Annotated in this window: 20 protein-coding genes; 15 read left to right on the top strand and 5 right to left on the bottom strand. The window is 39.7% G+C overall.

The window, feature by feature from the left end; genetic code table 11:
* Nucleotides 1-54 precede the first annotated feature (54 nt).
* The 5 genes from KBP46_RS03925 to KBP46_RS03905 are packed head-to-tail and all read left to right on the top strand — an operon-like array spanning nucleotide 55 to nucleotide 6,951.
* The gene (locus tag KBP46_RS03925; RefSeq protein ID WP_216444686.1) at nucleotides 55-1,755 is read left to right on the top strand and encodes a ribulokinase; all 1,701 of its coding nucleotides are present in this window, start codon (nucleotides 55-57) and stop codon (nucleotides 1,753-1,755) included.
* A 33-nt stretch (nucleotides 1,756-1,788) separates the two neighbouring features.
* Nucleotides 1,789-2,499, top strand: coding sequence for an L-ribulose-5-phosphate 4-epimerase (locus KBP46_RS03920; RefSeq protein WP_216444685.1), 711 nt, complete (start codon nucleotides 1,789-1,791; stop codon nucleotides 2,497-2,499).
* Nucleotides 2,500-2,538: 39 nt separating this feature from the next.
* Nucleotides 2,539-4,035, top strand: coding sequence for an L-arabinose isomerase (araA, locus tag KBP46_RS03915; protein ID WP_216444684.1), 1,497 nt, complete (start codon nucleotides 2,539-2,541; stop codon nucleotides 4,033-4,035).
* Between the two features lie 27 nt (nucleotides 4,036-4,062).
* The gene (locus KBP46_RS03910) at nucleotides 4,063-5,220 is read left to right on the top strand and encodes an aldose epimerase family protein (protein ID WP_216444683.1); all 1,158 of its coding nucleotides are present in this window, start codon (nucleotides 4,063-4,065) and stop codon (nucleotides 5,218-5,220) included.
* 3 nt (nucleotides 5,221-5,223) lie between these two features.
* Nucleotides 5,224-6,951, top strand: coding sequence for a sodium/solute symporter (locus KBP46_RS03905; protein WP_123278287.1), 1,728 nt, complete (start codon nucleotides 5,224-5,226; stop codon nucleotides 6,949-6,951).
* Between the two features lie 693 nt (nucleotides 6,952-7,644).
* On the opposite strand, the gene KBP46_RS03900 is transcribed toward KBP46_RS03905, so the two are convergent.
* The gene (locus tag KBP46_RS03900) at nucleotides 7,645-9,042 is read right to left on the bottom strand and encodes an RICIN domain-containing protein (protein WP_253297278.1); all 1,398 of its coding nucleotides are present in this window, start codon (nucleotides 9,040-9,042) and stop codon (nucleotides 7,645-7,647) included.
* Between the two features lie 980 nt (nucleotides 9,043-10,022).
* The gene (locus tag KBP46_RS03895; RefSeq protein ID WP_216444682.1) at nucleotides 10,023-10,709 is read right to left on the bottom strand and encodes an NUDIX domain-containing protein; all 687 of its coding nucleotides are present in this window, start codon (nucleotides 10,707-10,709) and stop codon (nucleotides 10,023-10,025) included.
* Nucleotides 10,710-11,223: 514 nt separating this feature from the next.
* Between KBP46_RS03895 and KBP46_RS03890 the strand changes: the two genes are divergently transcribed.
* From KBP46_RS03890 to KBP46_RS03865, 6 genes are read left to right on the top strand one after another with little or no spacing between them, the layout of a single operon-like run.
* The gene (locus KBP46_RS03890) at nucleotides 11,224-13,599 is read left to right on the top strand and encodes a glycoside hydrolase family 127 protein (protein WP_216444681.1); all 2,376 of its coding nucleotides are present in this window, start codon (nucleotides 11,224-11,226) and stop codon (nucleotides 13,597-13,599) included.
* 32 nt (nucleotides 13,600-13,631) lie between these two features.
* Nucleotides 13,632-15,536, top strand: coding sequence for a sialate O-acetylesterase (locus tag KBP46_RS03885; protein ID WP_216444680.1), 1,905 nt, complete (start codon nucleotides 13,632-13,634; stop codon nucleotides 15,534-15,536).
* Between the two features lie 28 nt (nucleotides 15,537-15,564).
* The gene (locus tag KBP46_RS03880; RefSeq protein ID WP_216444679.1) at nucleotides 15,565-17,010 is read left to right on the top strand and encodes an MFS transporter; all 1,446 of its coding nucleotides are present in this window, start codon (nucleotides 15,565-15,567) and stop codon (nucleotides 17,008-17,010) included.
* Between the two features lie 10 nt (nucleotides 17,011-17,020).
* On the top strand, nucleotides 17,021-18,130 hold the full coding sequence (locus KBP46_RS03875; RefSeq protein ID WP_216444678.1) for an endo-1,4-beta-xylanase: 1,110 nt from the start codon (nucleotides 17,021-17,023) through the stop codon (nucleotides 18,128-18,130).
* Between the two features lie 21 nt (nucleotides 18,131-18,151).
* A complete protein-coding gene (locus KBP46_RS03870; protein WP_216444677.1) occupies nucleotides 18,152-19,126 on the top strand; it encodes a glycoside hydrolase family 43 protein in 975 nt (324 codons plus the stop codon).
* Between the two features lie 27 nt (nucleotides 19,127-19,153).
* Complete coding sequence (locus KBP46_RS03865; RefSeq protein WP_216444676.1) at nucleotides 19,154-21,187, top strand: alpha-glucuronidase; 2,034 nt, start codon at nucleotides 19,154-19,156, stop codon at nucleotides 21,185-21,187.
* Between the two features lie 122 nt (nucleotides 21,188-21,309).
* On the opposite strand, the gene KBP46_RS03860 is transcribed toward KBP46_RS03865, so the two are convergent.
* On the bottom strand, nucleotides 21,310-21,906 hold the full coding sequence (locus tag KBP46_RS03860; protein WP_216444675.1) for a hypothetical protein: 597 nt from the start codon (nucleotides 21,904-21,906) through the stop codon (nucleotides 21,310-21,312).
* Nucleotides 21,907-22,062: 156 nt separating this feature from the next.
* Between KBP46_RS03860 and KBP46_RS03855 the strand changes: the two genes are divergently transcribed.
* The 4 genes from KBP46_RS03855 (at nucleotide 22,063) to KBP46_RS03845 (ending at nucleotide 24,164) form a co-directional block, all read left to right on the top strand.
* Nucleotides 22,063-22,935: an AraC family transcriptional regulator gene (locus tag KBP46_RS03855; protein ID WP_062669828.1), complete on the top strand. Its 873-nt coding sequence runs from the start codon at nucleotides 22,063-22,065 to the stop codon at nucleotides 22,933-22,935.
* Between the two features lie 176 nt (nucleotides 22,936-23,111).
* Nucleotides 23,112-23,636 carry an HAD family hydrolase gene (locus KBP46_RS03850; RefSeq protein WP_253297189.1) on the top strand — a complete coding sequence of 175 codons (525 nt, stop codon included), beginning with the start codon at nucleotides 23,112-23,114 and terminating at the stop codon, nucleotides 23,634-23,636.
* A 29-nt stretch (nucleotides 23,637-23,665) separates the two neighbouring features.
* Nucleotides 23,666-23,911: an HAD family hydrolase gene (locus KBP46_RS23470; RefSeq protein ID WP_253297188.1), complete on the top strand. Its 246-nt coding sequence runs from the start codon at nucleotides 23,666-23,668 to the stop codon at nucleotides 23,909-23,911.
* 46 nt (nucleotides 23,912-23,957) lie between these two features.
* Nucleotides 23,958-24,164, top strand: coding sequence for a hypothetical protein (locus KBP46_RS03845; RefSeq protein ID WP_062669825.1), 207 nt, complete (start codon nucleotides 23,958-23,960; stop codon nucleotides 24,162-24,164).
* 117 nt (nucleotides 24,165-24,281) lie between these two features.
* On the opposite strand, the gene KBP46_RS03840 is transcribed toward KBP46_RS03845, so the two are convergent.
* Both KBP46_RS03840 and KBP46_RS03835 read right to left on the bottom strand, forming a co-directional pair.
* The gene (locus KBP46_RS03840; protein ID WP_216444674.1) at nucleotides 24,282-25,103 is read right to left on the bottom strand and encodes an alpha/beta fold hydrolase; all 822 of its coding nucleotides are present in this window, start codon (nucleotides 25,101-25,103) and stop codon (nucleotides 24,282-24,284) included.
* Nucleotides 25,104-25,152: 49 nt separating this feature from the next.
* On the bottom strand, nucleotides 25,153-25,671 hold the full coding sequence (locus KBP46_RS03835; RefSeq protein ID WP_216444673.1) for a thioredoxin domain-containing protein: 519 nt from the start codon (nucleotides 25,669-25,671) through the stop codon (nucleotides 25,153-25,155).
* Nucleotide 25,672: the final 1 nt, after the last annotated feature.

Genomic DNA, 25,672 nt, shown 5'->3' with positions numbered 1-25,672 from the left:
TTTTATCTCATCAGGAGAATTTAAAATCTCAATAATCAAAAACGTTTCACCACCATGAAAAAATATGTTATCGGGCTGGACTACGGTACAGATTCCGTACGGGCCGTCCTTATTGATACTGAAAACGGTTCCGAAATAACTTCTTCAGTCAGCTACTACCAGAGATGGAAGGAAGGCCGATTTTGTAATCCATCAGCCAACAGTTTCAGACAGCATCCTTCAGATCATATTGAAGGTCTGGAAAAAACGATTTCAGAAATAGTAAAAGAAAGCGGGATACCGGCAGAGCAGATCGTCAGTATTTGTATTGATACTACAGGCTCTTCACCGTTACCAGTAACAAGCGACGGAATTGCCTTGGCACTGGTTCCGGGATTTGAGGAAAACCCCAATGCCATGATGATTTTATGGAAAGACCACACTGCCATTCGTGAAGCCGAAGAAATCAATACCCTTGCGAGAAACTGGGGTGGTGAAGATTATACAAAATATGAAGGCGGTATTTACTCTTCAGAATGGTTCTGGGCCAAAATACTGCACATCAGCAGAGAAGATGCAAAAGTAAAAAATGCTGCGTACACCTGGATGGAGCACTGTGATTATCTGACCTATCTTTTATCAGATCATAAAGACCTGGCCACGTTCAAAAGAAGCCGTTGTGCTGCCGGTCACAAAGCCATGTGGCATGAATCATGGGACGGTCTGCCTTCCGAAGAATTCCTCAACAGGCTTGATCCTTCTCTCGGAACCCTCAGAGGAAGATTATACAGGGAAACCTATACTTCAGATGAAGTTGCCGGCTATCTGAATGAAGAATGGGCCGCAAAAACAGGTCTTACCACCAAAACTATTATTACCGTAGGAACTTTTGATGCCCATTCAGGCGCTGTGGGAGCAAAGGTGGAAGAAAATACCCTGATCAGGATTATGGGAACTTCTACCTGCGATATTATGGTTGCCTCACAGGAAGCTATCGGGAATACAACCGTTAAAGGAATCTGCGGACAGGTTGACGGCTCCGTAATTCCAGGACTGATGGGGCTTGAAGCAGGACAGTCAGCCTTTGGAGATGTGCTGGCATGGTATAAAGATATCCTGATGTGGCCGGTTCACCAGGTGATGATACATTCCGAAAATATTTCAGAGGAGCATAAAACAAAGCTCGCTGAAGAAATGGAGGACGGACTTATCAGAGAATTGACTCTTGAAGCAGAAAAAATTCCTCTCTCAGATAGTGTTCCGATTGCATTGGACTGGGTAAACGGAAGAAGAACACCGGATGCAGACCAGCAACTTAAGGCAGCAATTAGTCAGCTTTCTCTGGGAACAAAAGCTCCTCATATTTTCAAAGCTTTAGTCAATGCCATTTGCTTCGGAGCTAAGAAGATCGTTGACCGTTTTGAAGAGGAAGGTGTGAAAATCAATAAAGTGATCGGAATCGGAGGAGTAGCAAGGAAATCACCGTTTATCATGCAGACACTCGCTAATGTTCTGGATATGCCGATTGTTGTTGCCGCTTCGGACCAGACTCCCGCGTTAGGGGCTGCTGTTTATGCTGCTGTTTCAGCAGGAATTTATCCGACCGTTCAGGAAGCAAGCATGAAAATGGGCTCCGCATTTGAAGCGGAATATCAGCCGAAAGCGGAAGAAGTACAGCACTACAGAGAATTAATGCAGCAATACCAGAAGCTCGCTGATTTTGTAGAATACAATACCAAACTGAAAAACAACAGGAAAGAACTTCAGAACTCCTGATTTTCCATTTTAAACTTTTGAATGATACTCAAAATGAATACCTATAAAGAACTCCAAAGAGAATGTTATGAAGCGAATATGCAGCTGGATGCCCTGAAGATGGTGGTCTATACTTTCGGGAATGTAAGTGCTGTAGACCGTGATAAAGGCATTTTTGCCATTAAACCAAGCGGTGTCCCTTATGACATTTTAAAGCCGGAAGATATGGTGATTCTGGACTTTGATGCCAATGTCATTGAAGGCAGGCTCAGACCTTCTTCCGATACCAAGACCCATGCTTACCTGTACAAAAACTGGGAAAATATCGGTGGAATTTCCCACACGCATGCCATCTATTCCGTGGCGTGGGCACAGGCACAATTGGATATCCCTGTTTTCGGGACAACCCATGCAGATCATCTTACGACGGATATTCCCTGCGCCCCACCGATGCGGGATGAACTGATTGAAGGAAACTACGAATACAATACAGGAATACAGATTCTGGAATGCTTTAAAGAAAAACAGCTCTCTTCGGAAGAAGTAGAAATGGTCCTGATCGGCAATCACGGTCCGTTTACCTGGGGAAAAAATGCTGAAAAAGCGGTCTACAACAGCAAAGTACTGGAAACCATTGCCGAAATGGCGTACCTCACCAGGCAGATCAATCCTGATTCAGAACGTCTGAAAGACTCACTCATCAAAAAACATTATGAACGTAAACACGGCAAGAATGCTTATTACGGACAGGAATTTAAACACTAAACATTTCAAGATAAACAACTATTAACGATCAACAAAACTATGTTAACACCTCTCAATACCAAAGAAGTCTGGTTCATCACAGGAAGTCAGCATTTATACGGACCAGAAACACTGGCACAGGTAGCAGAACACTCACAGAAAATTGTGGCAGAACTTGAAAAATCTTCTTTCATCCCGGTAAAAGTTATTGTAAAGCCAACGGTAAAAACTACCGAAGAGATATTTGAAACCATTGCAGCAGCCAATCATGCAGAAAACTGTATAGGAGTAATTACGTGGATGCATACTTTTTCACCCGCTAAAATGTGGATCAGAGGGCTAAAAATTTTACAGAAGCCTCTTCTGCATCTGCATACCCAATTCAACAGAGATATTCCGTGGTCTACCATGGACATGGACTTTATGAACCTTAACCAGGCGGCTCATGGAGACCGTGAATTTGGTTTTATGGTAAGCAGGCTCCGAAAGAACAGAAAAGTCGTGGTAGGGCACTGGTCAGAAGAAAGAGTTCAGAAGCAAATTGGTGACTGGAGCCGCGTTGCTGCAGGCTGGGACGACTGGCAGGGAGCTAAATTTGCACGCTTTGGAGATAATATGAGATTTGTAGCCGTTACAGACGGTGACAAAGTGGAAGCTGAAACCCGGTTCGGTTTTTCAGTCAATACCTGGGGAATCGGTGATCTTGTAGGCGTTATCAATTCTGTAAGTGAGGGAGAAATAAAAAGCCTGATGGAAGAATATGAATCTTCTTATCACATGGCAGCCTCTCTTTTGGAAGGAGGAGCCAACAGAAGTTCGCTGCACACCGCTGCAAAAATTGAATTGGGCCTTGAGAAGTTTTTAAAAGACGGAGGATTTAAAGGATTTTCAGATACCTTTGAAGACCTTCACGGGCTGGAGCAGCTGCCGGGAATTGCCGTACAGAGACTGATGCAGAAAGGATACGGATTTGCAGGCGAAGGAGACTGGAAAACCGCAGCGCTCGTACGTGCCATGAAAACAATGGGGCAGGGCCTTGAAGGTGGAAATGCCTTTATGGAAGATTATACCTATCATTTAGACCCTTCCAATCCTTCTATTTTAGGCTCCCATATGCTGGAAGTAGATCCTGTGCTGGCAGCAGGGAAACCATCATGTGAGATCCATCCGTTGGGAATCGGAGGGAAAGCAGATCCCGTTCGTCTTGTTTTTAACTCCAGAGGAAATATTGATTCTCTTAATGCTGCCCTGATGGACTTTGGAAACCATTTCAGACTGCTGATCAACAAGACAAGAGCATTGGAAATTACAGAAGAGCTGCCAAAGCTTCCGGTAGCAAGAGTTTTATGGAAACCTCTTCCTGATTTATATACGGCCGCAGAAGCCTGGATACTGGCAGGAGGGGCACACCATACATGTTACAGTGAAAATATTTCGGCAGAGCAGCTGGAAGATTTTGCTGAGATAGCAGGAATTGAATCATTAGTCATTGATGAAGATACCAGAATGCGTGATTTCAAAAATACACTTCGTTGGAATGAAATGTATTATCGTTAATTAATTGTAAAAAATATGTAAATAATTATGAAAAAAGCAACACATAATAGCATTTTTATTTTATTATTTTTAATTATTTTCGGCTGCAGAAAAGAAAATAACAAACAGGATATTTCAGGGAAAATGGAGAATGTTCATACTTCAGACTATGGAGTTACGCCTAAGGGCGATTCTATTAAAAAATACACATTAAGCAATAAAAACGGGATGAAAGTTGAGGTTATCAACTTCGGCGGGATTATCACTTCCTTAACCGCTCCGGACAGAAACGGGAAATATGAGGATGTAGTCCTTGGCTTTACAAAACCTGAAGGATATTTCGATGGTAATCCTTATTATTTCGGGGCTTTGATCGGAAGATACGGCAACAGAATTGCCAATGCAAAATTTACACTAGATGGCAAAACCTATGAAATCAACAAAAATGATGGTCCCAACAGCCTTCACGGAGGAAAAGAAGGGTTCCACACCAGATTCTGGAATATTGAAGTGGTAAAGGATGCAAAATTTCCAACATTGAAATTATCTTACACCAGTGCAGACGGTGAAGAAGGATATCCGGGGAAATTAACAACAACCGTTTTTTACACGCTTACAGACGATAATGCATTGGAAATTTCGTATGAAGCTGAAACAGATAAGCCTACTGTAGTGAATCTTACCCAGCATTCCTATTTTAACCTGTCAGGAAATTTTACTAAAACGATTACCGATCATGAACTACAGATTAATGCAGATCATTTTCTTCCAGTGAACGAAACCTTAATTCCTACGGGTGAGCAGAAAGCTGTAAAAGGAACTCCTTTTGATTTCACGGTTTCAAAACCGATTGGAAAAGATATCAGTGCAGACGATGATCAGCTGAAAAAAGGAAAAGGATATGACCATAACTGGATTTTGAATGGAAAAGGTTTGAGAAGTATCGCCAAAGTGTATCACCAGGGAACAGGAAGATTAATGGAAGTCTTCACAGATGAACCCGGTGTGCAGTTTTATTCCGGAAATTTTCTTGACGGAAAGTTTGATACCAAAACCGGAGGTAAAAATGAATTCAGAACAGGATTCTGCTTAGAGACACAACACTTCCCGGATTCACCGAACCAGCCTTCTTTTCCTTCTACAGAATTGAAGCTCGGACAGAAATACCAGTCGAAAACCATCTATAAATTCTCCGTAAAAAAGTAAACTATGGGAAAATTAGCAACTATTGATATCATCATATTCCTGATCTATTTTGTAGTGGTAGCTTCTTACGGATTATGGATCTATAAAAAGAAAAAGTCTGAATCTACAGGAAGTAAGGATTATTTCCTTGCGGAAGGATCTTTGACCTGGTGGGCGATCGGAGCCAGCTTAATTGCCTCCAATATCTCTGCTGAGCAGTTTATCGGAATGAGCGGTGAAGGTTTCTTTGTCGGAATCGCTGTTGCCGCTTACGAATGGATTGCTGCTGTTGCGCTGATCATCATTGCGGTCTGGTTTATTCCGATCTATCTTAAAAATAAGATCTATACCATGCCCCAGTTTCTGGAAAGAAGGTATAACAAATCTGTTTCGCTGATCATGGCAGTATTCTGGCTGTTTCTGTATGTTATTGTGAATCTTACTTCCATCCTTTATCTTGGTGCTCTTGCCATCGATACTTTGCTGGGAGGAGAACATCTTCACGGCATTATGATCGGTCTTTTGCTTATGGCTCTTCTGATTGGTCTTGGAGGAATGAAAGTAATTGGATATACAGACGTTATACAGGTGGCAGTCCTTATTATCGGAGGTTTTGCAACAGTTTATATGGCGTTGCAGATTGTGGACCAGAGAATCAACGGAGCCGCTGTAGGAAATGCGTTGGCAGGATTCAATACCCTGATCAATGAGGCTCCGCAGCACTTTAAGCTGATTCTTCAAAAACCAACAACTACAACCACTACTTTGGCAATGCCTCAGAACCTTGAGGTACAGAAATATGTGGTATTACCGGGCCTGGCAATGTATTTTGCCGGTCAGTGGATTGTTAACCTGAACTATTGGGGATGCAATCAGTATATTACACAGAGAGCTTTGGGAGCAGATCTCAAAACGGCAAGAACAGGGATTCTGTTTGCAGGTTTTCTGAAATTATTCATGCCTGTAATTGTTATGCTTCCGGGAATTGCTGCTTATGTTTTATATTCCAAAGGACACCTTCCGGGATTCAACGGAGTGAAAGATGGGGCATACTCTGCAATATTAGGATTCTTACCAGTAGGATTAAAAGGATTGGCCATTGCAGCGTTGACAGCAGCGATTGTAGCTTCACTGGCAGGAAAAGTGAACAGTATCTCAACCATTTTTACCCTGGATATCTATAAGAAATACCTTAAAACAGATGCCACCGAAATTCAGATGGTGAGAACAGGCCGCTGGGTCATTATTATCGCCATGATGGCAGCATTGGCCTTTACCTGGACTGACGTTTTAGGAATTGGTGGTGAAGGAGGTTTTACATTTATCCAGAAATACACAGGCTTTATCAGTCCTGGAGTTTTTGCCATGTTCCTTTTGGGAATGTTCTGGAAAAGAACGACTGGTACAGCCGCTTTGGTAGGAGTTATTTTAGGGTTTGTCCTGGCCATTTTCTTCAACAGCTTTGCCGTTGAAATTTTCGGGAAAGAGACGTGGATGTATACAGCATTCACTTATGAAAAGCTGGAAAATGGGGTGGTTCATACCATTACCGAAATTCCTTTCCTGATTAATATGGGATGGTCGTTTTTTATCACCATCATCGCCATGATCCTGATCAGTCTTGCAGGTCCGAAAATTAATCCTAAAGCCTTTGCCATTGATGTAGCAATGTTTAAAGTAGACAACAGGACATTAGTTTTGATTGTGATGACACTGCTTTTACTGACCGCCTTGTATGTAAGGTTTTGGTAAGTGAATGGTCAATAGTGAATTCGTTTCACTTGTCAATTTTAAATTCATCATTGACTGCGAATCAAAATTGACTTTTTAAAAGTGAATGGTCAATAGTGAATTCGTTTCACTGTCAATTTTAGAAATTCATCATTGACTGGGAATCAAAATTGACTTTTTAAAAGTGAATGGTCGATAGTGAATTCGTTTCACTTGTCAATTTTAAATTCATCATTGACTGGGAATCAAAATTGACTTTTTAAAAGTGAATGGTCAATAGTGAATTCGTTTCACTTGTCAATTTTAAATTCATCATTGACTGGGAATCAAAATTGACTTTTTAAAAGTGAATGGTCAATAGTGAATTCGTTTCACTTGTCAATTTTAAATTCATCATTGACTGCGAAGCAAATTGACTTTTCACATAAAAATAGGATGCTGGAAAAAGCATCCTATTTTTTTATTTCAGAATTAATTATATGCACTTTATGCATCTGTATGGCACTTAGTTTAATCGTTTGATATTGTTTTTAAGACTATTCTATACGTAAGTTTTTGTAAACGTTGATTATATGAAAAAAGTGAAAGGTCAATAGTGAATTCGCTTTATTGTCAATTTTTAAAAATTCACCATTGACTTGCGAAGCAAAATTGACTTTTCACATACAATAAAAAAACAGGATGCTTAAAAAGCACCCTGTTTTTTTATTGATATCAGTTCATCCCAATATATTTGAACTTGAACAACTGACAGGACGTACCATAATAATCCCAAAGGTGTAAGTTTGAATTGCCATCCATGGTACAGTTGGGAATATCCCAGCCACGTGTAGGGTCCACCTTGGACAGGATTTTATAATAACCATTGGAGACAGCAACTACCTGCCAGGCTTGTGCATCATTACCATAGTTCTGCCAAAGTCTGATCGAAGTTCCCAGTGTATTGCTGTTACTGGCTAAGTCAATGCAGCGATTGGTTGCACTCGCTTTGGATACAAAACGCCAGTAACCATTGCCGGCGTCAATGGCAACCCAGCGCTGTGCAGCAGCACCATTCCTTGTCCATGGTCTTAACACTGCGCCATTGGCATCCTCTCCGGATTTTAGATCAACTACTTTATTGGCATCGGTCTGAAACTCGATTTCGTAAATGCCATTATTAACCAGGCTGCTGGTTGTATTACAGTTTCCAACAGGATAATTGGAGGATGCATATTGCTGGAACCACTGTTTAACTGGTGCGGCGCAGGCTTCCCAATCGTTGTTGTAGGCTGTTCCTGCATTAGGATCGCCTTTGTGGAGGAGATTATCCGGGGCAAGAACATTCCAGCTTACATTGCCTGACTGATCCACGATATATTTTAAATTGGCGCCAAATCCGCTTCCGCCTGCGATACCTGTTGTACCGATGCCGAAGGTACCATATCCCTGAGGTGCCCAGTCGGTCTCGGTAATGGCAATTGGTGCAATGTCTGCGATTGGTTTAACATTGATATTCCATGCATTCTGAAAGGCTTGATAGTTGCTGAGACCGCCCCAGTAAGCTGGATAGATATGAACAGCATAACCAATATTACCACCTGTAATCTGGTTATTGACATAGCCTTGGTAATGGGATTGCCATCCTGTGCCCGGTATCCAGCAAACATTATTGGCTCCATTGTTGCGAATAATGTTAACCAATGGCTGGAAGAAGTTTTTAAGTGCTGCAAAGTGCTCGTTTCCTGTCGATCCCCATGTGCCATTTGTACCCAGAATCTCAACAGGTTCGTTGGCTAATTCGAACATCACATTGTCAGCGTTCTTTAGCCCCGGATGTTGCGACAAAAAGGTCCATACGGTTTTAAGATAGCTATGATAGGCATCGTTCACAGCAATACGATTTGGACATACGCCTGGCGGACGTAGGATGACATACATTCCCAGGCTGCGGGCATGGTTGATCAGTGGGATTATCACCTGATCTGTATAAGTTACCAGGCGGTTATAATTGAATCTTGAGATATCGTTCTCTGGGATAGCCGGTCCGGGATCATTGGTCCAATACGGATCAATATGGAGGCGGATGTAATTGAGATACCAGCCATCAGCAGCACTGGTGAGCTTGTTCATGACAGCCTTATTATAGTTCAGTGCGCCCTGTACATTGTAATTATCCCAGGTACAGTAGCCGGAATTGGCGCCATACTGACAGCCATTGAACCAGGGGCTTGGAGTTATGGCGACACCATGTAAGACAACATTATTGTCACAGGGATCTTTAAGGTATCTGCCTCCGACATGCAGCATTGGTGTTGCTGCCAACGCTCTTGCACTAGTGCTGGCACTTAAGTTGGAGTCAGGGTCTTCTAGTAAATTTTTTTCATCCATTGTAGAACAGCTGGAAAGAATGATTAACAGAAAGGCCAGAAAAAGCCACATTTTGTTTGTTCTCATAATTTGATATATTTAAAGTTTGGTCTTATTTTTTAGCCGTCAATATTCTGATTCTTTATACTGCGCAGGAGTATTGCGCAGATAAGTAAAACTTCTTAATTTTTATTAACGGTGGATTTGAATAAGGATTGATTTCAGATTACTAAACCGTTTAACCTGTTTGACCCTATATTTCCTTACCTAATTTTTCAATACTGGTTTCAGGTGGAATACTGGAATCATTTCTATTCAGTTTGCAATTGGAAAATCTTTTTCTCTCTTTTTTCTGGTTCCCACGAAGTTAAGTTCGGGGTTTGTGAAAATTTGAGTTGTTGTTAAATATGGTTATTAGTTTTGCATAAAAATACATATAACATTAAATATGAGTCAATATTTTATTGAAAATTAACAAAAATTACATATCATAAATAAGATTATAAGCCATATAATTATAATGCATTGTGTGGTAGGAGAAAAGAAAAAACCTTATCATAAATTTTTATTACGATCATTCTGAAAAAAGACAAAATAACTGTTTGTCCTGCTGGAAATTTCCGCCAGAAACACAAAAAAAATCTCACAAAAGTGAGATTTTAATAAGAGTATGCTGAATTTTCTATCATTCTAAATTGTTAATTTTCTGGAATACTTTTTCCAAAATTAAACAGGTTGGTCTATCAGATTTTAAACATAAATCCCTGTGAGATTTTTTTATTGTATTTTTTTTCGTCAAACCGGTAAAGAAAAGACCCTTTTCTGGATGAAGTCATATCCTTTTTATTCGTATTCACAAGGATATCCATACTGTTGATCTTGCTGGTAAAATTTCGCTTGTCAAATTTTTCATCAAAAATAGCTTCATAAAGATTCTGAAGATCTTTCATTGTGAACTTTTCAGGAAGAAGCTCAAATCCTATAGGTCCTGTGGAAGCTCTTCTCCTCAGCCTGGCTACAGCATCCTTTACCATTTCGTTATGATCGAAGATAAGATCAGGAGCTTTCTGTAGTTCCACCCATTCTGCACTGTACTGCTCATTGATCTGGATGTCTTTCTCAATATTGATCAGTGCATAATACGAGATAGACATGATTCTGGCTGTCGGCTCACGGTTAATTTCCGTATAACATTTCAGCTGTTCAAGATAAATGTTTTCAAGACCGGTCAATGTACACAGAACTCTGTTGGCCGCTTCATCAGAGGTTTCCTCACTACCAACGAAGCCACCCATCAATGACCATTCGCCCATTTGAGGTTCAAAATTTCTTTTTACCAAAAGGATTTTAAGATTTTCGCCGTCAAAACCGAAAATGATACAGTCAACAGCAACAAGGTGTTTGGGATATTGGGAGTAATCCTCAGTCATCTTTTATATTTTACTACAAAGGTAAATCTTTTATGGATATGATATTATATAAATGTGATTCATACACTTTTTTAATCCGGATGATTTATTTCATTAAAATTATTCCTAACGGATATTTTGGGAGGTAAAACCGGTATCAAAACCGGAAAATATCACTGAAATCAGGTTAATCATACATGAATTGAATGTTAAAATTGTGTTAAAATTAAAAAGAAGATTGATAATAGTCAAGAAAAGGGACTTAACGTTAAAAATACGATAAGGTATTTGCTATATCTTTGAAATTTTTGCCAAAACATATCCTGAATTCATTTTCATAGGGAATCATATGGCTTTAAGGTTTTGTTTTACTGTAAATTAATTATCTTATTTTTATGATAAGGTAGTGTGTTTTTTGTTGTTTTCAGGGCTTTATTGAAAGTTTTAAATGAAAAAATAAGTCAAACAGACTCAGGAATTGTTTCGTATATAGATTCTTTCTGTTATTTTAGAAATGTTGAATTAACATTTATCCATGACCCCAAAACTTTCGGTTATTTTATTGTGTTTTGCTTCATTTGCCTCAGCGCAGATGAATAAGAAAATTCATTATTTCCCTTTGGAAACTGTAAAGTTATCAGAGAGTGTTTTCAATAAAGCTATGATGGCAGACCGTCAATATCTCATGGCAATGGAACCTGACAGGCTGCTGGCTCCTTATCTTAAAGAAGCGGGGCTGAAACCCAGGGCAGATAATTATCCTAATTGGGAAAATACAGGACTGGACGGTCACATAGGAGGACATTATATTTCCGCATTATCCCTGATGTATGCTTCTACAGGAGATACTGCGATACAACAGAGAATTGATTATATGATCAGTGAGCTGGAACGGTGCCAGAAAACCTCTCCGGACGGATACATTTCAGGGATTCCCAACGGAAAAAAAATCTGGAAAGAAGTAAAACAGGGAAATATTCGCGCTTCAGGCTTCGGTTTGAACGACCGCTGGGTACCTTTATATAATATTCACAAACTGTACTCAGGGCTGCGCGATGCGTATTGGTATGCCAAAAATGAAAAAGCAAAGGCAATGCTTATAAAGCTTACAGATTGGATGGCAAATGAAGTTTCAGATCTTTCTGATGAGCAGATACAGGATATGCTGCGCAGTGAACATGGAGGGCTCAACGAAGTTTTTGCAGATGTTTATGATATCACTCATGACCGGAAATATCTCAAACTGGCTCACCGTTTTTCCCATCAGGCTATTCTTACACCGCTTTTATCAGGAGAAGATAAACTTACGGGACTGCATGCCAATACACAGATTCCAAAAGTAATCGGCTATAAACGTATTGCCGATCTTGAGAATAATACGTCCTGGAGTAATGCCGCTGATTTTTTCTGGCATAACGTTACAGAGAAAAGATCTTCAGTTATTGGAGGTAACAGTGTCAGTGAGCATTTTAACCCTGTCAATGATTTCAGCAGTATGATAAAAAATATTGAAGGTCCGGAAACCTGCAATACCTATAATATGCTGAAGCTTACCAAAGAGCTTTATGCAACGTTGCCTGAATCTTACTATATCGATTATTACGAAAAAGCACTATACAATCATATCCTTTCCACAGAAAATCATGACAAAGGAGGCTTTGTTTACTTTACGCCAATGCGTCCCGGACATTACCGGGTGTATTCGCAGCCTCAGACTAGCTTCTGGTGCTGTGTGGGATCCGGAATGGAAAACCATGCCAAATATGGGGAAATGATTTATGCCCGGTCAGATAAGGATTTATATGTGAACCTGTTTATCCCTTCCACATTGACATGGAAAGAGCAAAATGTAGTCATCCGTCAGGTAAACAACTTCCCGGAAGTTCCTGAAACAACATTGATTTTCGATGCTGCAGGAAAATCAGAATTTGATTTAAAATTAAGATGTCCCGAATGGACCACACCTTCGGAAGTAAAAATTCTGATCAACGGAAAACAGGAAAAAGCACAGCGTGGTTCTGACGGCTATTTTACCCTGACCAAAAAATGGAAAAAAGGAGATGTCGTGAAAATGATTTTGCCAATGCATCTTTCCGCAGAACAGCTGCCTGACCGCTCCAGTTATTATGCATTTAAATACGGTCCTGTGGTGCTTGCCGCAACATACGGTACCGAAAATCAACAGGGACTTCTTGCGGACGATAGCAGAGGCGGCCATATTGCTCATGGTCCGCAGATCCCTTTAAACGAAATTCCCGTTATCCTCGGAAATTCTTCAGAAGTTGTCAGTCATGTTGCGCCTTCGAACAATAAACCGCTCAACTTTACCGTTACAGGTCTTTATCCGTCTGAAAAATTCGGGAAAGGTTTAAAACTTGTACCGTTTTACAGTATTCAGGCAGAAAGATATATTTTGTACTGGCCTCAGGCTGACAAAAATGGAATAGAAAATATACTGAAGCAAAGAGCAAAAGAAGAAGCAGAAACCAGAAAGCTGGATATGATCACCGCAGATAAGATCCAGCTGGGCGAACAGCAGCCAGAATCAGATCATTTTATAGAAAGCAAAGACTCTGGTACAGGATATATGGAAGACCGCCATTTCCGTGATGCCAAAGGCTGGTTCAGTTATCGGATGAAAAATACCGGAAAAAATGCTTCATACCTTTACCTGCTGTACTTTGATGCGAATACCAGCCGTACGCTGAATATTGAGATCAACGGTAAAAAAATCATTACCCAAAATCTGGAAGGAAAGTCAGGAAGTTTACCTCAATATCTGATTGTTCCGATTCCGGATTCAGAAAAGAATAAAGAAAATCTTAGTGTAAAATTCCTTGCAGATGAAAAACTTATGACCGCTAAAGTCATTGAAGTTCGTTTACTGACAGAAAATTACGAAAAGAAATAAAGCTAAACCAACATTAAAAACAGATTTTTTCCATGAAGAACAGAACTCTATATTTATTATTTTTTCTTGCAGCTATTTGCAGTTTTCATGCAAAGGTAAGGCTTCCCGCATTGGTTTCAGACGGAATGATCCTTCAGAGAAATCAGGATCTTAAAATCTGGGGATATGCCGATGCAGGAGAAAAAATTACAATTAAGTTTATCAATAAAACGTATAATGCCACAGCAGACCAAAGGGGAAACTGGTCTCTTATGCTTCCAAAGCTTAATGCCGGAGGTCCATATACCATGATGATTAATGAGATCACCCTTAAAGATATTCTTATTGGTGATGTGTGGGTAGCCTCAGGACAATCCAATATGGAACTTCCGATGCGCAGGCTGACACCTTTATATGAAAATGAAATTAAAAACGTCAATAATCAGAATATAAGATTCTTCACTGTTCCGCAGAAATATAATTTTAAAGCTCCGCAAAATGATCTTGACGGCGGGAAATGGGAAAGTGCCAATCCTCAGACTATTCTTGATTTTTCGGGAGTTGCTTATTTTTTTGCGAAAGAACTGAATGAAAAAAACAAAGTTCCTGTAGGAATCATTCATACCAGTCTGGGAGGCTCTCCGGTTCAGGCCTGGATGGATGAAAAATCACTGAAAAAATACCCGGAATATCTTGCTGAAGCAGAAAAATGGAAAAACGATGACCTGATACAATCTACAGAATCCCAGGAAAGATCATTAAGCAAAGCCTGGTATGCAGAGCTGGATCAGAGTGATATCGGTTTCAACCAGCACTGGGAAAAAGATAACGCCAATGATTCCGGATGGAAAACCATGATGGTACCGGGATCATGGGAAGATCAGGAAGGTCCGTTTGAAGGTTCGGTATGGTTCCGTAAAGAAATTATTCTGCCCAAAGGAGTGGATCAGAAAACGGCATTTCTCAATCTGGGAAGGATAAAAGATGCCGATATTACTTACATCAACGGAATGAAAGTAGGCAATGTAACCTATGAATATCCGCCACGCTGGTATGACATTCCGAAAGGTGTTTTAAAAGAAGGAAAGAATATCATTACGGTTAGAGTTATCAATGGCAGCGGAAAAGGACAGTTTATTGCTGATAAACCCTATTACTTAGAAATCGACGGACAAAAAACAGATCTTAAAGGCGAGTGGAAATATAAAATAGGAGCAAAAATGGAAAAAATGGCTCCCGGACAGACATTTATCCGCTGGAAACCGGTAGGACTTTACAATGCCATGATTAATCCGCTGATCAATTATAAAATCAAGGGATTTATCTGGTACCAGGGTGAAAGTAATACCGGGAAACCAAAAGAATACGGAGATTTGCTTTCAACAATGATCTCAGACTGGCGTTCAAAATGGAACAAGACTGATCTGCCGTTCTTCATTGTACAGCTGGCCAATTTCATGGAGAAAAAGGATGAACCGATTGAAAGCAACTGGGCTGAGCTGAGAGAACAACAAAGGCAGATTTCTCTGAATGTTCCTTATTCAGGACTTGCGGTAACGATTGATGTGGGAGAATGGAATGATATTCATCCGCTCAATAAAAAAACAGTGGGCGACAGGTTGGCTTTACAGGCCCTGAAAATCGGGGAAGGCAAAAAAATCATAGCTGACGGCCCCGTTTATCAGTCGATGAAAACAGAAGGCAATACCATTATTTTATCCTTTAAACCCGGTACAGACGATCTGGTACAGGGAGAACTGAAAGGTTTTGCCATACAGCAGAAAGATGGCCGTTATCAATGGGCAAAAGCAGAAGCAAAAGGAAATAAAGTTAGGGTATGGAATGATCAGGTCACCAGTCCTGTTAATGTACGTTACGGCTGGGCAGATAACCCGGACGGCAATCTTAAAAATAAAAGCGGACTTCCGGCCTCACCTTTTACAACAGAAAAAAATTAATTTAACATAGAAAACCTTATTACAATCAATGGATCATCAACCACAAAAAATATCGGTAATAGAAAAAGTAGGGTATAGCCTGGGAGATCTGGCAGCCAACCTTGTTTTTCAGACCTTAGTCACCTACCTGACCTATTTTTATACAGATATTTACGGACTCAAAGCAGAAGATGCTTCTGTTATCACCCTTACGGTAGGTTTAATTGCCGGATTTGGTTTTAACCCGCTTATCGGAGCGCTGGCAGACCGTACAAGCTCACGATGGGGGAAATTCCGTCCATGGATTTTATTTACCGCTGTACCGCTCGGTATTGCAGCTCTGTTAGCCTTCAGTACACCTCACTTTTCCTATCAGGGTAAAATGATCTATGCTGCGATTACCTATTCATTATTATTGTTATTATATGCTTCCAATAATTTGCCATATGCCGCTTTGAGTGGCGTTATCACAGGAGATATGGGAGAAAGAAACAGTATTTCTTCATACCGTTTTGTAGCTGTAATGTTTGCCCAGTTCTTTGTACAGGTATTTATGCTGCCTATAATTTTATACGTAGGACATGGAGACAAAGCACAGGGAATTGAAACCGTTATGACATGGCTAGCTGTGATCGGATCCGTCATGTTACTGATTACCTTTTTTACCACCAAAGAGAGAATCATTCCCAAGCCAGAGCAGAAATCGAGCCTGAAAGAGGATTTAAAAGATTTGTTCCAGAACAGGCCATGGATTATTATGCTTACCGTGACTGCATTTATATTTATCACATTGGCCATGAAAGGAGGATCTTATGTCTATTATTTTAACAACTATGTGGATGAAAATGCATTGAAGAGCTTTATTTCGCCAATTACAGCATTTTTTAATTCGGCAGGGATGAATTTCTTTGGGGAAGATCCGAAATCTGCCGGGTTCGGATTATTTAATGCAGGAGGAATTGTCATGATGATTGTAGGCATTACTTTTTCTAAAAAACTGGCAGACCGATTTGGAAAAAGAGATACTTTTATTGCTTCATTATTCATATCTACATTATTCATCCTCGCTTTTATATTTTATCCTCCGAAAGCAGTGGGAATGATGTTCCTGTCACAGATTTTACACGGATTCTTTTATGGAATCAGCACACCGCTTTTGTGGGCAATGATTGCTGATGTGGCAGATTATTCGGAATGGAAAAACAACCGCAGGGCAACCGCTATTATCTTTTCTGCCATGATGGTAGGATTGAAAGTAGGTCTAAGCATCGGAAGCTCTCTGGTAGCTTTGATCATTGGAAAATACGGATACATTTCAGTACACGGGAGCGAACAGGTTATTCAGCCTGAGACAGTGGCAGCAGGAGCGAAGATGCTTGTGAGTATTTTCCCGTCCATACCGTTTTTCATTGCCTGCGGACTGCTTTTATTTTACAAAATCAATAAAAAAATGGAAGTTCAGATTGAAAAAGATCTGGCTGAAAGAAGAAAATAAAAAAATTACTATGAAACGTATTTTAATTGGTTTGGCGGCTCTTACCGCTTCCGGGCTGTCGGCGCAGAAGTCTGACGGTACTTTAAAAAAAGCATTTCAGGATAAATTTTATATCGGAACTGCCATGAGCCTTCCCCAGATTGACGGGACAGATCAGAAAGCAGCGGCGATTATCAAAAAACAATTCAGTTCTGTTGTTGCCGAAAACTGTATGAAATCTATGTTCCTGCAGCCTCAGGAAGGAAAGTTCTTCTTTGATGACGCCGATAAATTTGTTGATTTCGGGATGAAAAACAATATGTTCATCATCGGACATACGTTAATCTGGCATTCACAGCTTCCAAAATGGTTTTTTTCAGATAAAAATGGAAAAGATGTTTCTCCGGAAGTGTTGAAACAACGCATGAAAAACCACATAACAACGGTAGTTTCCCGTTACAAAGGGAAAGTAAAAGGATGGGATGTGGTGAATGAAGCCATTCTTGAAGACGGAACCTACAGGAAAAGTAAGTTTTACGAAATTCTGGGTGAAGATTTTATTCCTTTGGCATTTCATTATGCACAGGAAGCTGATCCCAATGCAGAATTATATTACAACGATTATAATGAATGGTATCCTGAAAAGGTAAAAACAGTCATTGCAATGGTTGAGAAACTTAAATCAAGAGGAATCCGTATTGATGGAGTAGGAATGCAGGCCCATGTCGGAATGGATAACCCTTCTATGGATGAGTATGAAAAAGCAATTGTAGATTATTCCAATGCTGGAGTTAAAGTTAATATAACAGAGCTGGAACTTAGTGCACTGCCTTCTCCTTGGGGTAGCTCCGCCAATGTTTCGGATACCGTTGCCTATCAGAAAGAAATGAATCCTTACACCAAAGGACTTCCCAGGGAAGTAGAAACGAAATGGGAAAAACGTTACCTCGATTTCTTTGGCTTGTTTTTAAAACATAAAGATAAAATAAGAAGGGTAACCTTATGGGGAGTTACCGACAAACAATCCTGGAAAAACGATTTCCCGGTAAAAGGAAGAACAGATTACCCGTTATTGTTTGACAGGAAAGATCAGGAGAAACCTGTGGTACAAAAAATAATAAAACTGGCAGAGAAAAATTAAAATCAATAGAATTTTTATTTAATGAAAAAATCAAAATATTTATTCCCGGAAGATTATATGGCAGATCCTTCCGTTCACGTTTTTGAAGATAAAATCTATATCTATCCTTCTCACGACCGCGAAAGCGGAATTGAAGAAAACGATAACGGGGACCACTTTGATATGAATGATTACCATGTTTTCTCAATGGATAATGTGGACAGCGGAGAAATTAAAGATCATGGTGTAGTACTTTCGGTAAAAGATATTCCATGGGCGGGAAGACAGCTTTGGGATTGCGATGTTGCCTTCAAAGACGGGAAGTATTATATGTACTTTCCCCTGAAAGACCAAAATGATATCTTCAGAATCGGTGTTGCAGTGAGTGATAAACCTTACGGACCTTTCATTCCTGAAAAACATCCGATGATGGGAAGTTACAGCATCGATCCCTGCATTTTTGAAGATAAAGGAAAATATTACATGTACTTCGGAGGGATCTGGGGCGGACAATTACAGCGTTACAGAGATAATAAGGCACTTGAATCTGCTGTAATTCCTGAAAATGATGAGCCTGCAATCCATTCAAAAGTGGCACTGCTGAGCGATGATATGCTTGAATTTGCGGAAGCTCCTAAAGACGTTGTCATCATCGATGAAAACGGAAAACCATTGCTTCATGGTGATAAGCACCGCTTTTTTGAAGCGTCATGGATGCATCAGTACAATGGCAAATATTATTTTTCTTATTCTACAGGAGACACCCACCTGATTTGCTATGCAACCGGGGATAATCCTTATGGACCGTTTACGTTTCAGGGTGAAATTCTTACTCCGGTGGTTGGATGGACCACTCATCATAGTATTGTGGAATTCAAAGGGAAATGGTATCTGTTTTTCCATGATTCTGTCCCGAGTGGGGGTAAAACATGGCTGAGAAGTATGAAAGTGATTGAACTGGAATACGATCACGAAGGTAAAATCAAAACGATTGAAGGTCTTGATGACCAGTCATAGTCATCTTTAATAACTTAAAATTTTTCAATGCGATATCTGAGATTCAACATTCTATTTTTTCTGATATTTCCTTTGCTGGTTTTCGCGGAGGACGGAAGTCAGCTATGGCTTCGGTTTCCTGCAAAAAACGGAATATCGGCAGATAAAATTATTTCCAAAGGGAACAGTCCCACGCTGATTATTGCCAGAAAAGAGCTGGGCAGCCACTGGCAGGGGCAGGTGGTGGAACTTCGTACAGAAAACAAGGAGAAAAATCTGAAAGACGGCTACAAAATTATTTCCACGTCTGAAAAAATCGTTATTTCTGCAGGGAAAGAAATAGGACTGCTGTATGGAGTCTATCATATTTTGCGATTACAGCAGACAAAGGCCAACCTGTCTCACTTAAACACCATTGAAAAACCTTCATATGACGTAAGGATTTTGAATCATTGGGATAATCTGGACGGAAGTATTGAAAGAGGATATGCAGGAAGATCACTTTGGAAATGGGAAGATTTACCTGGTAAAATTTCTCCGCGCTATGAAGAATACGCGAGAGCTAATGCCTCTATAGGAATTAATTCCGTTGTTTTAAATAATGTGAACGCATCGCCCAATATGCTTAGGGAAGACTATCTTAAGAAAGTCAAAGTTCTGGCCGATATTTTCAGACCTTATGGCATCAAGGTATATCTTTCTGTAAATTTTTCTTCACCTAAAGTGCTGGGTGGATTACAAAATTCAGATCCTTTGAATAAAGATGTACAAAAGTGGTGGAAAGATAAAGCAGCTGAAATTTACAGATTAATTCCTGATTTCGGCGGGTTTTTGGTGAAAGCCAATTCCGAAGGACAGCCTGGCCCTCAGGATTATGGAAGAACGCATGCAGACGGAGCCAATATGATGGCTGATGCTCTGAAACCTTACAGTGGAATCGTGATGTGGAGAGCATTTGTCTACAGTCCGAGCAAAGACGACAGAGCCAAACAGGCTTATATGGAATTTGTTCCTCTGGATGGTAAATTCAGGGATAATGTCATTATTCAGATCAAAAACGGTCCGGTTGATTTTCAGCCCCGCGAAGCTTTTAATCCGCTTTTCGGAGCATTAAGAAAAACTTCTGAAATGGTAGAATTTCAGATCACCCAGGAATATCTGGGCTTTTCAAATCATCTCGTTTTTCTGGCTCCATTATTCAAGGAAACACTGGATAGCGACACCTATTCTGACGGCCAGGGTTCTACGATTGCTAAAATAACAGACGGCACCTTAAGACCTGCAAAATTGACAGCCATTTCAGCCGTTGCCAATATAGGGGAAGATACCAACTGGACCGGACATCATTTTGCTCAGGCCAACTGGTATGCATTCGGGAGATTGGCATGGAATCATCAGCTGACCTCACAGCAGATTGCAGAGGAATGGATTAAAATGACATTCACAGACGATCAGAACTTTCTGAATCCGGTAAAAGAAATGATGCTTTCTTCCAGAGAAATTGCTGTGGATTATATGATGCCGTTAGGATTACACCATATCTTTGCAGGAGGCCATCACTACGGCCCTGAACCGTGGGGAGATTATAAAGGCGGAAGACCGGACTGGTCACCTGTCTATTACCATCAGGCTGATGCTAAAGGGTTAGGTTTTGACAGAACAAAAACAGGAAGTAATGCGGTTTCACAGTATTTTACACCACTGAATGAAAGATACGGGAATATCTCAGCCTGCCCGGAAAATCTTATCCTGTGGTTTCATCATGTTCCGTGGGATTATACAATGAAAGATGGAAAATCTTTGTGGGATGAGCTGTGCTATACCTATGATTCCGGGGTGAAGAAGGTAAGGGATTATCAGAAAACCTGGGATAGAATGGAACCTTATATTGATAAACAGAGATTTGCTGATGTTCAGTCAAAGCTTAAAATTCAATCTAAGGATGCGGTATGGTGGAAAGATGCCTGCCTGCTGTATTTCCAGACTTTTTCCAAAAAGCCGATTCCTTACGACACAGAACGTCCTGTTCATGAACTGGAAGATCTGAAAAAGATTAAACTGAACATGGGCCATCACAATTAAAAAATGAGGCAGCTCTTTTTCTGTTAGGAAATGGAGCTGCCTCAAAACAATAAACTGTAAGTAAAATTTTAATCCAAAATAATTGGAATGATCGATAGGTCAATCTATCTGTATATTCCGTTTTATCGGAGAGGAATTATTTTATTAAAAACATTTTCGTTTTCTTCTACCTGGATGATATACTGATCAGCAGTTTTAGGATCAAGATCAAAAGTGATATCCACCTTGCCGTCAGCATATTTTTTATTCGAAGTATAGTACGTTGTATTGGAAAGGTCATATACTGAAATGCTTACAGTACCTTTTACATCAGACATGTGAAGCTTGGCCATATGCCCGGAAATTGTATATTCAGGTTTATTCACAGCGCTTACAGGTGTTTTTTCCACCTCCATTACATTATCAGCATTAATTTTTATCTTGTATTTCTCTATCTTGGCTTCTGATTCTGCTACCAGATAATACGTTCCCGGTGTAAAGTTTTGAAAATCATAAGTCTTCATCACATGATCTCCATCTTTAAGATTTTCGGAAAATAGTTCATCATGTGCAGTGTTATAAACAAAAACAGAAACACTTTTAGCATTTGAAAGCTCAAAGTTCAGGGTTTTGTCTTGTACATTTCCAAAGGAAAGGGAAAAATCTCTATCCTTACTCATTACGTTTGCTGAGAACAATAAGGCTCCTGCAAAAAATACGGCTTTTAATAATGTGCTCATGGGTTAAGGCTTTTAGGATTAATACTGCAAAGCTATTGCAGCAATAATTCTCACGCTATAATTAAATTTTCATATTGATGTACTATATTAACCTTGTTTAATGATATTAATGTATTATTTGTTAATTTTGCATATGAAATTATTTGTATTTGTCCTATGAAACATGTAAATCCTTCTTTTGAGGCGGTAAGACCTACTATAGGAAGCAGTTTTACCAGTCTTAAATTTCTGACTAATGAGAATATAAAATCTCATGTCTGGCATTACCATCCTGAGGTTGAGCTTATTTTTGTATGCAAAGGCTCCGGGAAGAGACAGATCGGAAGCAGTATCACTTATTTTTCAGAAGGAGATCTTGTACTGATAGGAAGCAATCTTCCACATTGTGGACTGACCAATGAAAGTACGCATAATGAGTATGAAATGGTCATCCAGTTTAAGCCTGATTTTCTGGGAGAACCTGTTTGGGATATACCGGAGATGCAAAGGATTTCGGCTCTGCTGGAAAAGTCAAAGGCAGGAATCGTATTCGGGGAAGAGGTGAAGAAAACAATCGGGAAAGAGATTACGGAGATGCATGAAACTTCTTCACTGGACAAGCTGTGCAGGTTTCTGAAAATTTTGGATGAACTGTCTGTGACTCAGGATTACAGGATTTTAAATGCAGGAAAATATTACCTTCAGACGCAGGTTGAAGACAATGAAAGAATCAATCTTATTTTCAATTACGTTAAAGATCATTTTAAAGAAGCTATAACCCTCGAAGAAATGGCTGATCTTGCCAATATGAAAGTGCCGTCTTTCTGCCGTTATTTTAAAAAAATTACCAATAAGACCTTTACGCAGTTTGTTAACGAATACAGAATTACCCATGCCCTTAAGCTTCTGGCGGAACAGCCATTGAGTATCACAGAAGTTTGCTTTGAATCAGGGTTTAATAACTTCAGCTATTTTAACAGGACTTTTAAAGATTACATCCAAAAAAGCCCTTCTCAATACCGGAAAGAATTTAATTACTTTATCCAATAGTTTTATACGAAAATGCTGGCAAAGTCTCAGCGGGACATTACTTCGGAACAAAGTGCAGCTATATTAAGAAACCTTCCCACCATTCATTGCAAGAAAAAATAATAAATCAATATCTTTGAAAAGAATAAGCAAATGACGATTCTGTTGCAAACAGAATATTGTTTTTAAATAAAATTATGGAACAGATTAAATTAATTGTGACGGACATGGATGGGACGTTTCTCAATTCCAGCCATGAAATGAGCCCTGAGTTTGCAGAAGTTTATAAAGAACTGAAAAAAAGAAATATTGTATTTGTACCCGCAAGCGGAAGACAGATGCCGGGAATTACCCATTACTTCGTAGAAATAGAAAGTGAGATTGGTTTTATTGCTGAGAACGGAGGGTATGTTATCTATAAAGATCAGGAGCTTTTTGCCGATACACTGGAATACAAATATATTGTGGAAATCATCAAAGCTGTTCGTGAAATACCAGGCGCCAAAGCTGTATTATCTGCTAAAAAAATGGCTTATTATGAGACCGAAGATCAGCAGTTTGTAGATTTTTTCTCAAAGTATTATACCGAAAATATGAAAACGGATGATCTTACGGAAAAAATTGATGATACAGCTTTTAAAATAGCAGTCTATCATCCTGATGGTTCAGAAAAACACCTGTATCCGGCTCTTAAAAATTTGAAGAATTCGGTCTTGAGGTAGTTATTTCAGGAGCGCATTGGCTGGATGTTATGAATAAGGATATCAATAAAGGGAATGCTCTGAAAATCTTACAGAAATCTTTGGGTATTTCTCCTGAAAATACAATGGCTTTCGGGGATTATATGAACGATATAGAAATGCTGAAGAATGCCAAATACTCTTACGCCATGAAAAATGCGCATCCCAATGTAAAGCAGATCGCTAATTTTGAAGCATGTACCAATGACAGCTTCGGGGTTCTGAAAACAATTAAAGATTATCTGCATGTGAATTGATATTTCCTAAAACTATACTACCAGAAACACTATTAAATATAAGGATATGAACAAACCAAGCGCAAGAAAACCCGCCAAACCCTGCTATGAGCATATTGGAGGAAAATTAGGGCAGCTTCTGCTGGAACAATTTGTAGAGAAGGGCTGGATTGCCAAGGATAATCCTGCCGAACGGCAATATTACATTACAGATAAAGGAACAGAAGAATTTACAAAACTCGGGATTGACCTTTCAAAAATAAAGGGTGAATAAAAAGTAAAAAATAGTGGAACTATAAGGTTTTGTTTTTCAATGTGTTCTATTGTCTTGAATAATAAAAAGATGAACCCTTGAAAGGTTCATCTTTGTTGCTTAGAAAAGTATTGATACTTATGATCTGATAAATTCCAAAAGGTCTTTATTAATGGTTTGATGTTCCGTAGTCGGCATTCCGTGAGGGAATCCCGGATACGTGATCAGTTTTCCGTTCTTTAATAATTTAATTGATTTTAATGCTGCATTGGCAATAGGAACGATCTGGTCATCTTCGCCATGCATCACCAGGACAGGAATATCCACTGCTTTTAAATCTTCGGTTAAATCTGTTTCCGAAAAGGCTTTAATTCCGTCATAATGGGCTACAATTCCGCCCATTAATCCCTGTCTCCACCAGTTTCTCTGTACACCGTCTTTTACGTTCGCTCCTTCTCTGTTATAGCCGTAGAAAGGAAAAGTCAGATCATAATAAAACTGGTTTCTGTTATTCATAGTCTGTTCCCTGATATTGTCGAAGACTTCCATCGGAACGCCGTCAGGATTGTTCTCACTTTTCACCATTACCGGTGGAATGGCACTGATCAGAACCGCTTTCTTAGCTTTTCCATTCGAGTATTTATTCACATAGCGGATTACTTCACCACCACCTGTTGAGTGCCCGATGTGTACAACATCTTTCAGATCTAAAAATTCAACCAGCTCAGCGGCATCAGAAGCGTATTGTTCAATAGTGTGATTATAGATATTCTGGCTGGAACGCCCGTGACCTCTTCTGTCGTGGGTAACCACCCTGTATCCTCTCTGTAAAAAGAAAATTACCTGTGCATCCCAGTCATCAGATGATAAAGGCCATCCGTGGTGAAACATCAGTACAGGTCCTTCTCCCTGATCTTTGTAAAAAATTTCTGTTCCGTCTTTTAATGTTAATGTGCTCATGTTGTTTATTTTTAATGTTATGAATTGATTTTGTTTAAATATTTTCTGATTAATAGGCTGTGTTTTCACGTACCAACTGGAAAAGATCTTCTGCACCGCCATTGAATTTATTTCCGTTAATGAAAAAAGAAGGAGTTCCGTTCACTCCGCTGACGATACCGCTTTCAAAGTCTGTATCTATCTTTTCTACTAATTCCTTCTTATGAATATCAGCTTTGAATTGGGGAATATTTAATCCCAGTTTTTCTGCAAGCTTTAACGGAAGATCAGCATTCAGATATTCCTGGTTTTCATAAATAGCATCATGCATTTCCCAGAATTTTCCCTGCAAAGCTGCCGCTTCTGCTGCCAGCGCTGCTGTTCTTGCATACTGATGCATTTCTGACAGAGGAAAATTTCTGAATACAAATCTGATCTGATCTCCAAATTCCTTTAGTAACTCTTTAAGAACCGGATAGGCTGCTCCGCAGTAAGGACACTGATAATCCCCGTATTCTACAATGACTAAGCTGGCATCTGAGCTGCCCTGCGTGTGGTCAGCCGTGCTGACTGATGGTTTAAGTGACATA

Source organism: Chryseobacterium sp. PCH239 (assembly GCF_018924625.1).
In the GTDB taxonomy this organism is placed as follows: Bacteria; Bacteroidota; Bacteroidia; order Flavobacteriales; family Weeksellaceae; genus Chryseobacterium; species Chryseobacterium cucumeris.
The sequence above is the reverse complement of the archived record's forward strand: the minus strand, read 5'-3'. Positions and strand labels throughout refer to the sequence as shown.

What these genes read in the sequence shown, in the direction of transcription:
- KBP46_RS03925 (WP_216444686.1), top strand. Translation starts at nt 55, where the DNA reads ATGAAAAAATATGTTATCGGGCTGGACTACGGTACAGATTCCGTACGG.
- KBP46_RS03920 (WP_216444685.1), top strand. Translation starts at nt 1,789, where the DNA reads ATGAATACCTATAAAGAACTCCAAAGAGAATGTTATGAAGCGAATATG.
- araA (WP_216444684.1), top strand. Translation starts at nt 2,539, where the DNA reads ATGTTAACACCTCTCAATACCAAAGAAGTCTGGTTCATCACAGGAAGT.
- KBP46_RS03910 (WP_216444683.1), top strand. Translation starts at nt 4,063, where the DNA reads ATGAAAAAAGCAACACATAATAGCATTTTTATTTTATTATTTTTAATT.
- KBP46_RS03905 (WP_123278287.1), top strand. Translation starts at nt 5,224, where the DNA reads ATGGGAAAATTAGCAACTATTGATATCATCATATTCCTGATCTATTTT.
- KBP46_RS03900 (WP_253297278.1), bottom strand. Translation starts at nt 9,042, where the DNA reads ATGAACAAGCTCACCAGTGCTGCTGATGGCTGGTATCTCAATTACATC.
- KBP46_RS03895 (WP_216444682.1), bottom strand. Translation starts at nt 10,709, where the DNA reads ATGACTGAGGATTACTCCCAATATCCCAAACACCTTGTTGCTGTTGAC.
- KBP46_RS03890 (WP_216444681.1), top strand. Translation starts at nt 11,224, where the DNA reads ATGACCCCAAAACTTTCGGTTATTTTATTGTGTTTTGCTTCATTTGCC.
- KBP46_RS03885 (WP_216444680.1), top strand. Translation starts at nt 13,632, where the DNA reads ATGAAGAACAGAACTCTATATTTATTATTTTTTCTTGCAGCTATTTGC.
- KBP46_RS03880 (WP_216444679.1), top strand. Translation starts at nt 15,565, where the DNA reads ATGGATCATCAACCACAAAAAATATCGGTAATAGAAAAAGTAGGGTAT.
- KBP46_RS03875 (WP_216444678.1), top strand. Translation starts at nt 17,021, where the DNA reads ATGAAACGTATTTTAATTGGTTTGGCGGCTCTTACCGCTTCCGGGCTG.
- KBP46_RS03870 (WP_216444677.1), top strand. Translation starts at nt 18,152, where the DNA reads ATGAAAAAATCAAAATATTTATTCCCGGAAGATTATATGGCAGATCCT.
- KBP46_RS03865 (WP_216444676.1), top strand. Translation starts at nt 19,154, where the DNA reads ATGCGATATCTGAGATTCAACATTCTATTTTTTCTGATATTTCCTTTG.
- KBP46_RS03860 (WP_216444675.1), bottom strand. Translation starts at nt 21,906, where the DNA reads ATGAGCACATTATTAAAAGCCGTATTTTTTGCAGGAGCCTTATTGTTC.
- KBP46_RS03855 (WP_062669828.1), top strand. Translation starts at nt 22,063, where the DNA reads ATGAAACATGTAAATCCTTCTTTTGAGGCGGTAAGACCTACTATAGGA.
- KBP46_RS03850 (WP_253297189.1), top strand. Translation starts at nt 23,112, where the DNA reads ATGGAACAGATTAAATTAATTGTGACGGACATGGATGGGACGTTTCTC.
- KBP46_RS23470 (WP_253297188.1), top strand. Translation starts at nt 23,666, where the DNA reads ATGAATAAGGATATCAATAAAGGGAATGCTCTGAAAATCTTACAGAAA.
- KBP46_RS03845 (WP_062669825.1), top strand. Translation starts at nt 23,958, where the DNA reads ATGAACAAACCAAGCGCAAGAAAACCCGCCAAACCCTGCTATGAGCAT.
- KBP46_RS03840 (WP_216444674.1), bottom strand. Translation starts at nt 25,103, where the DNA reads ATGAGCACATTAACATTAAAAGACGGAACAGAAATTTTTTACAAAGAT.
- KBP46_RS03835 (WP_216444673.1), bottom strand. Translation starts at nt 25,671, where the DNA reads ATGTCACTTAAACCATCAGTCAGCACGGCTGACCACACGCAGGGCAGC.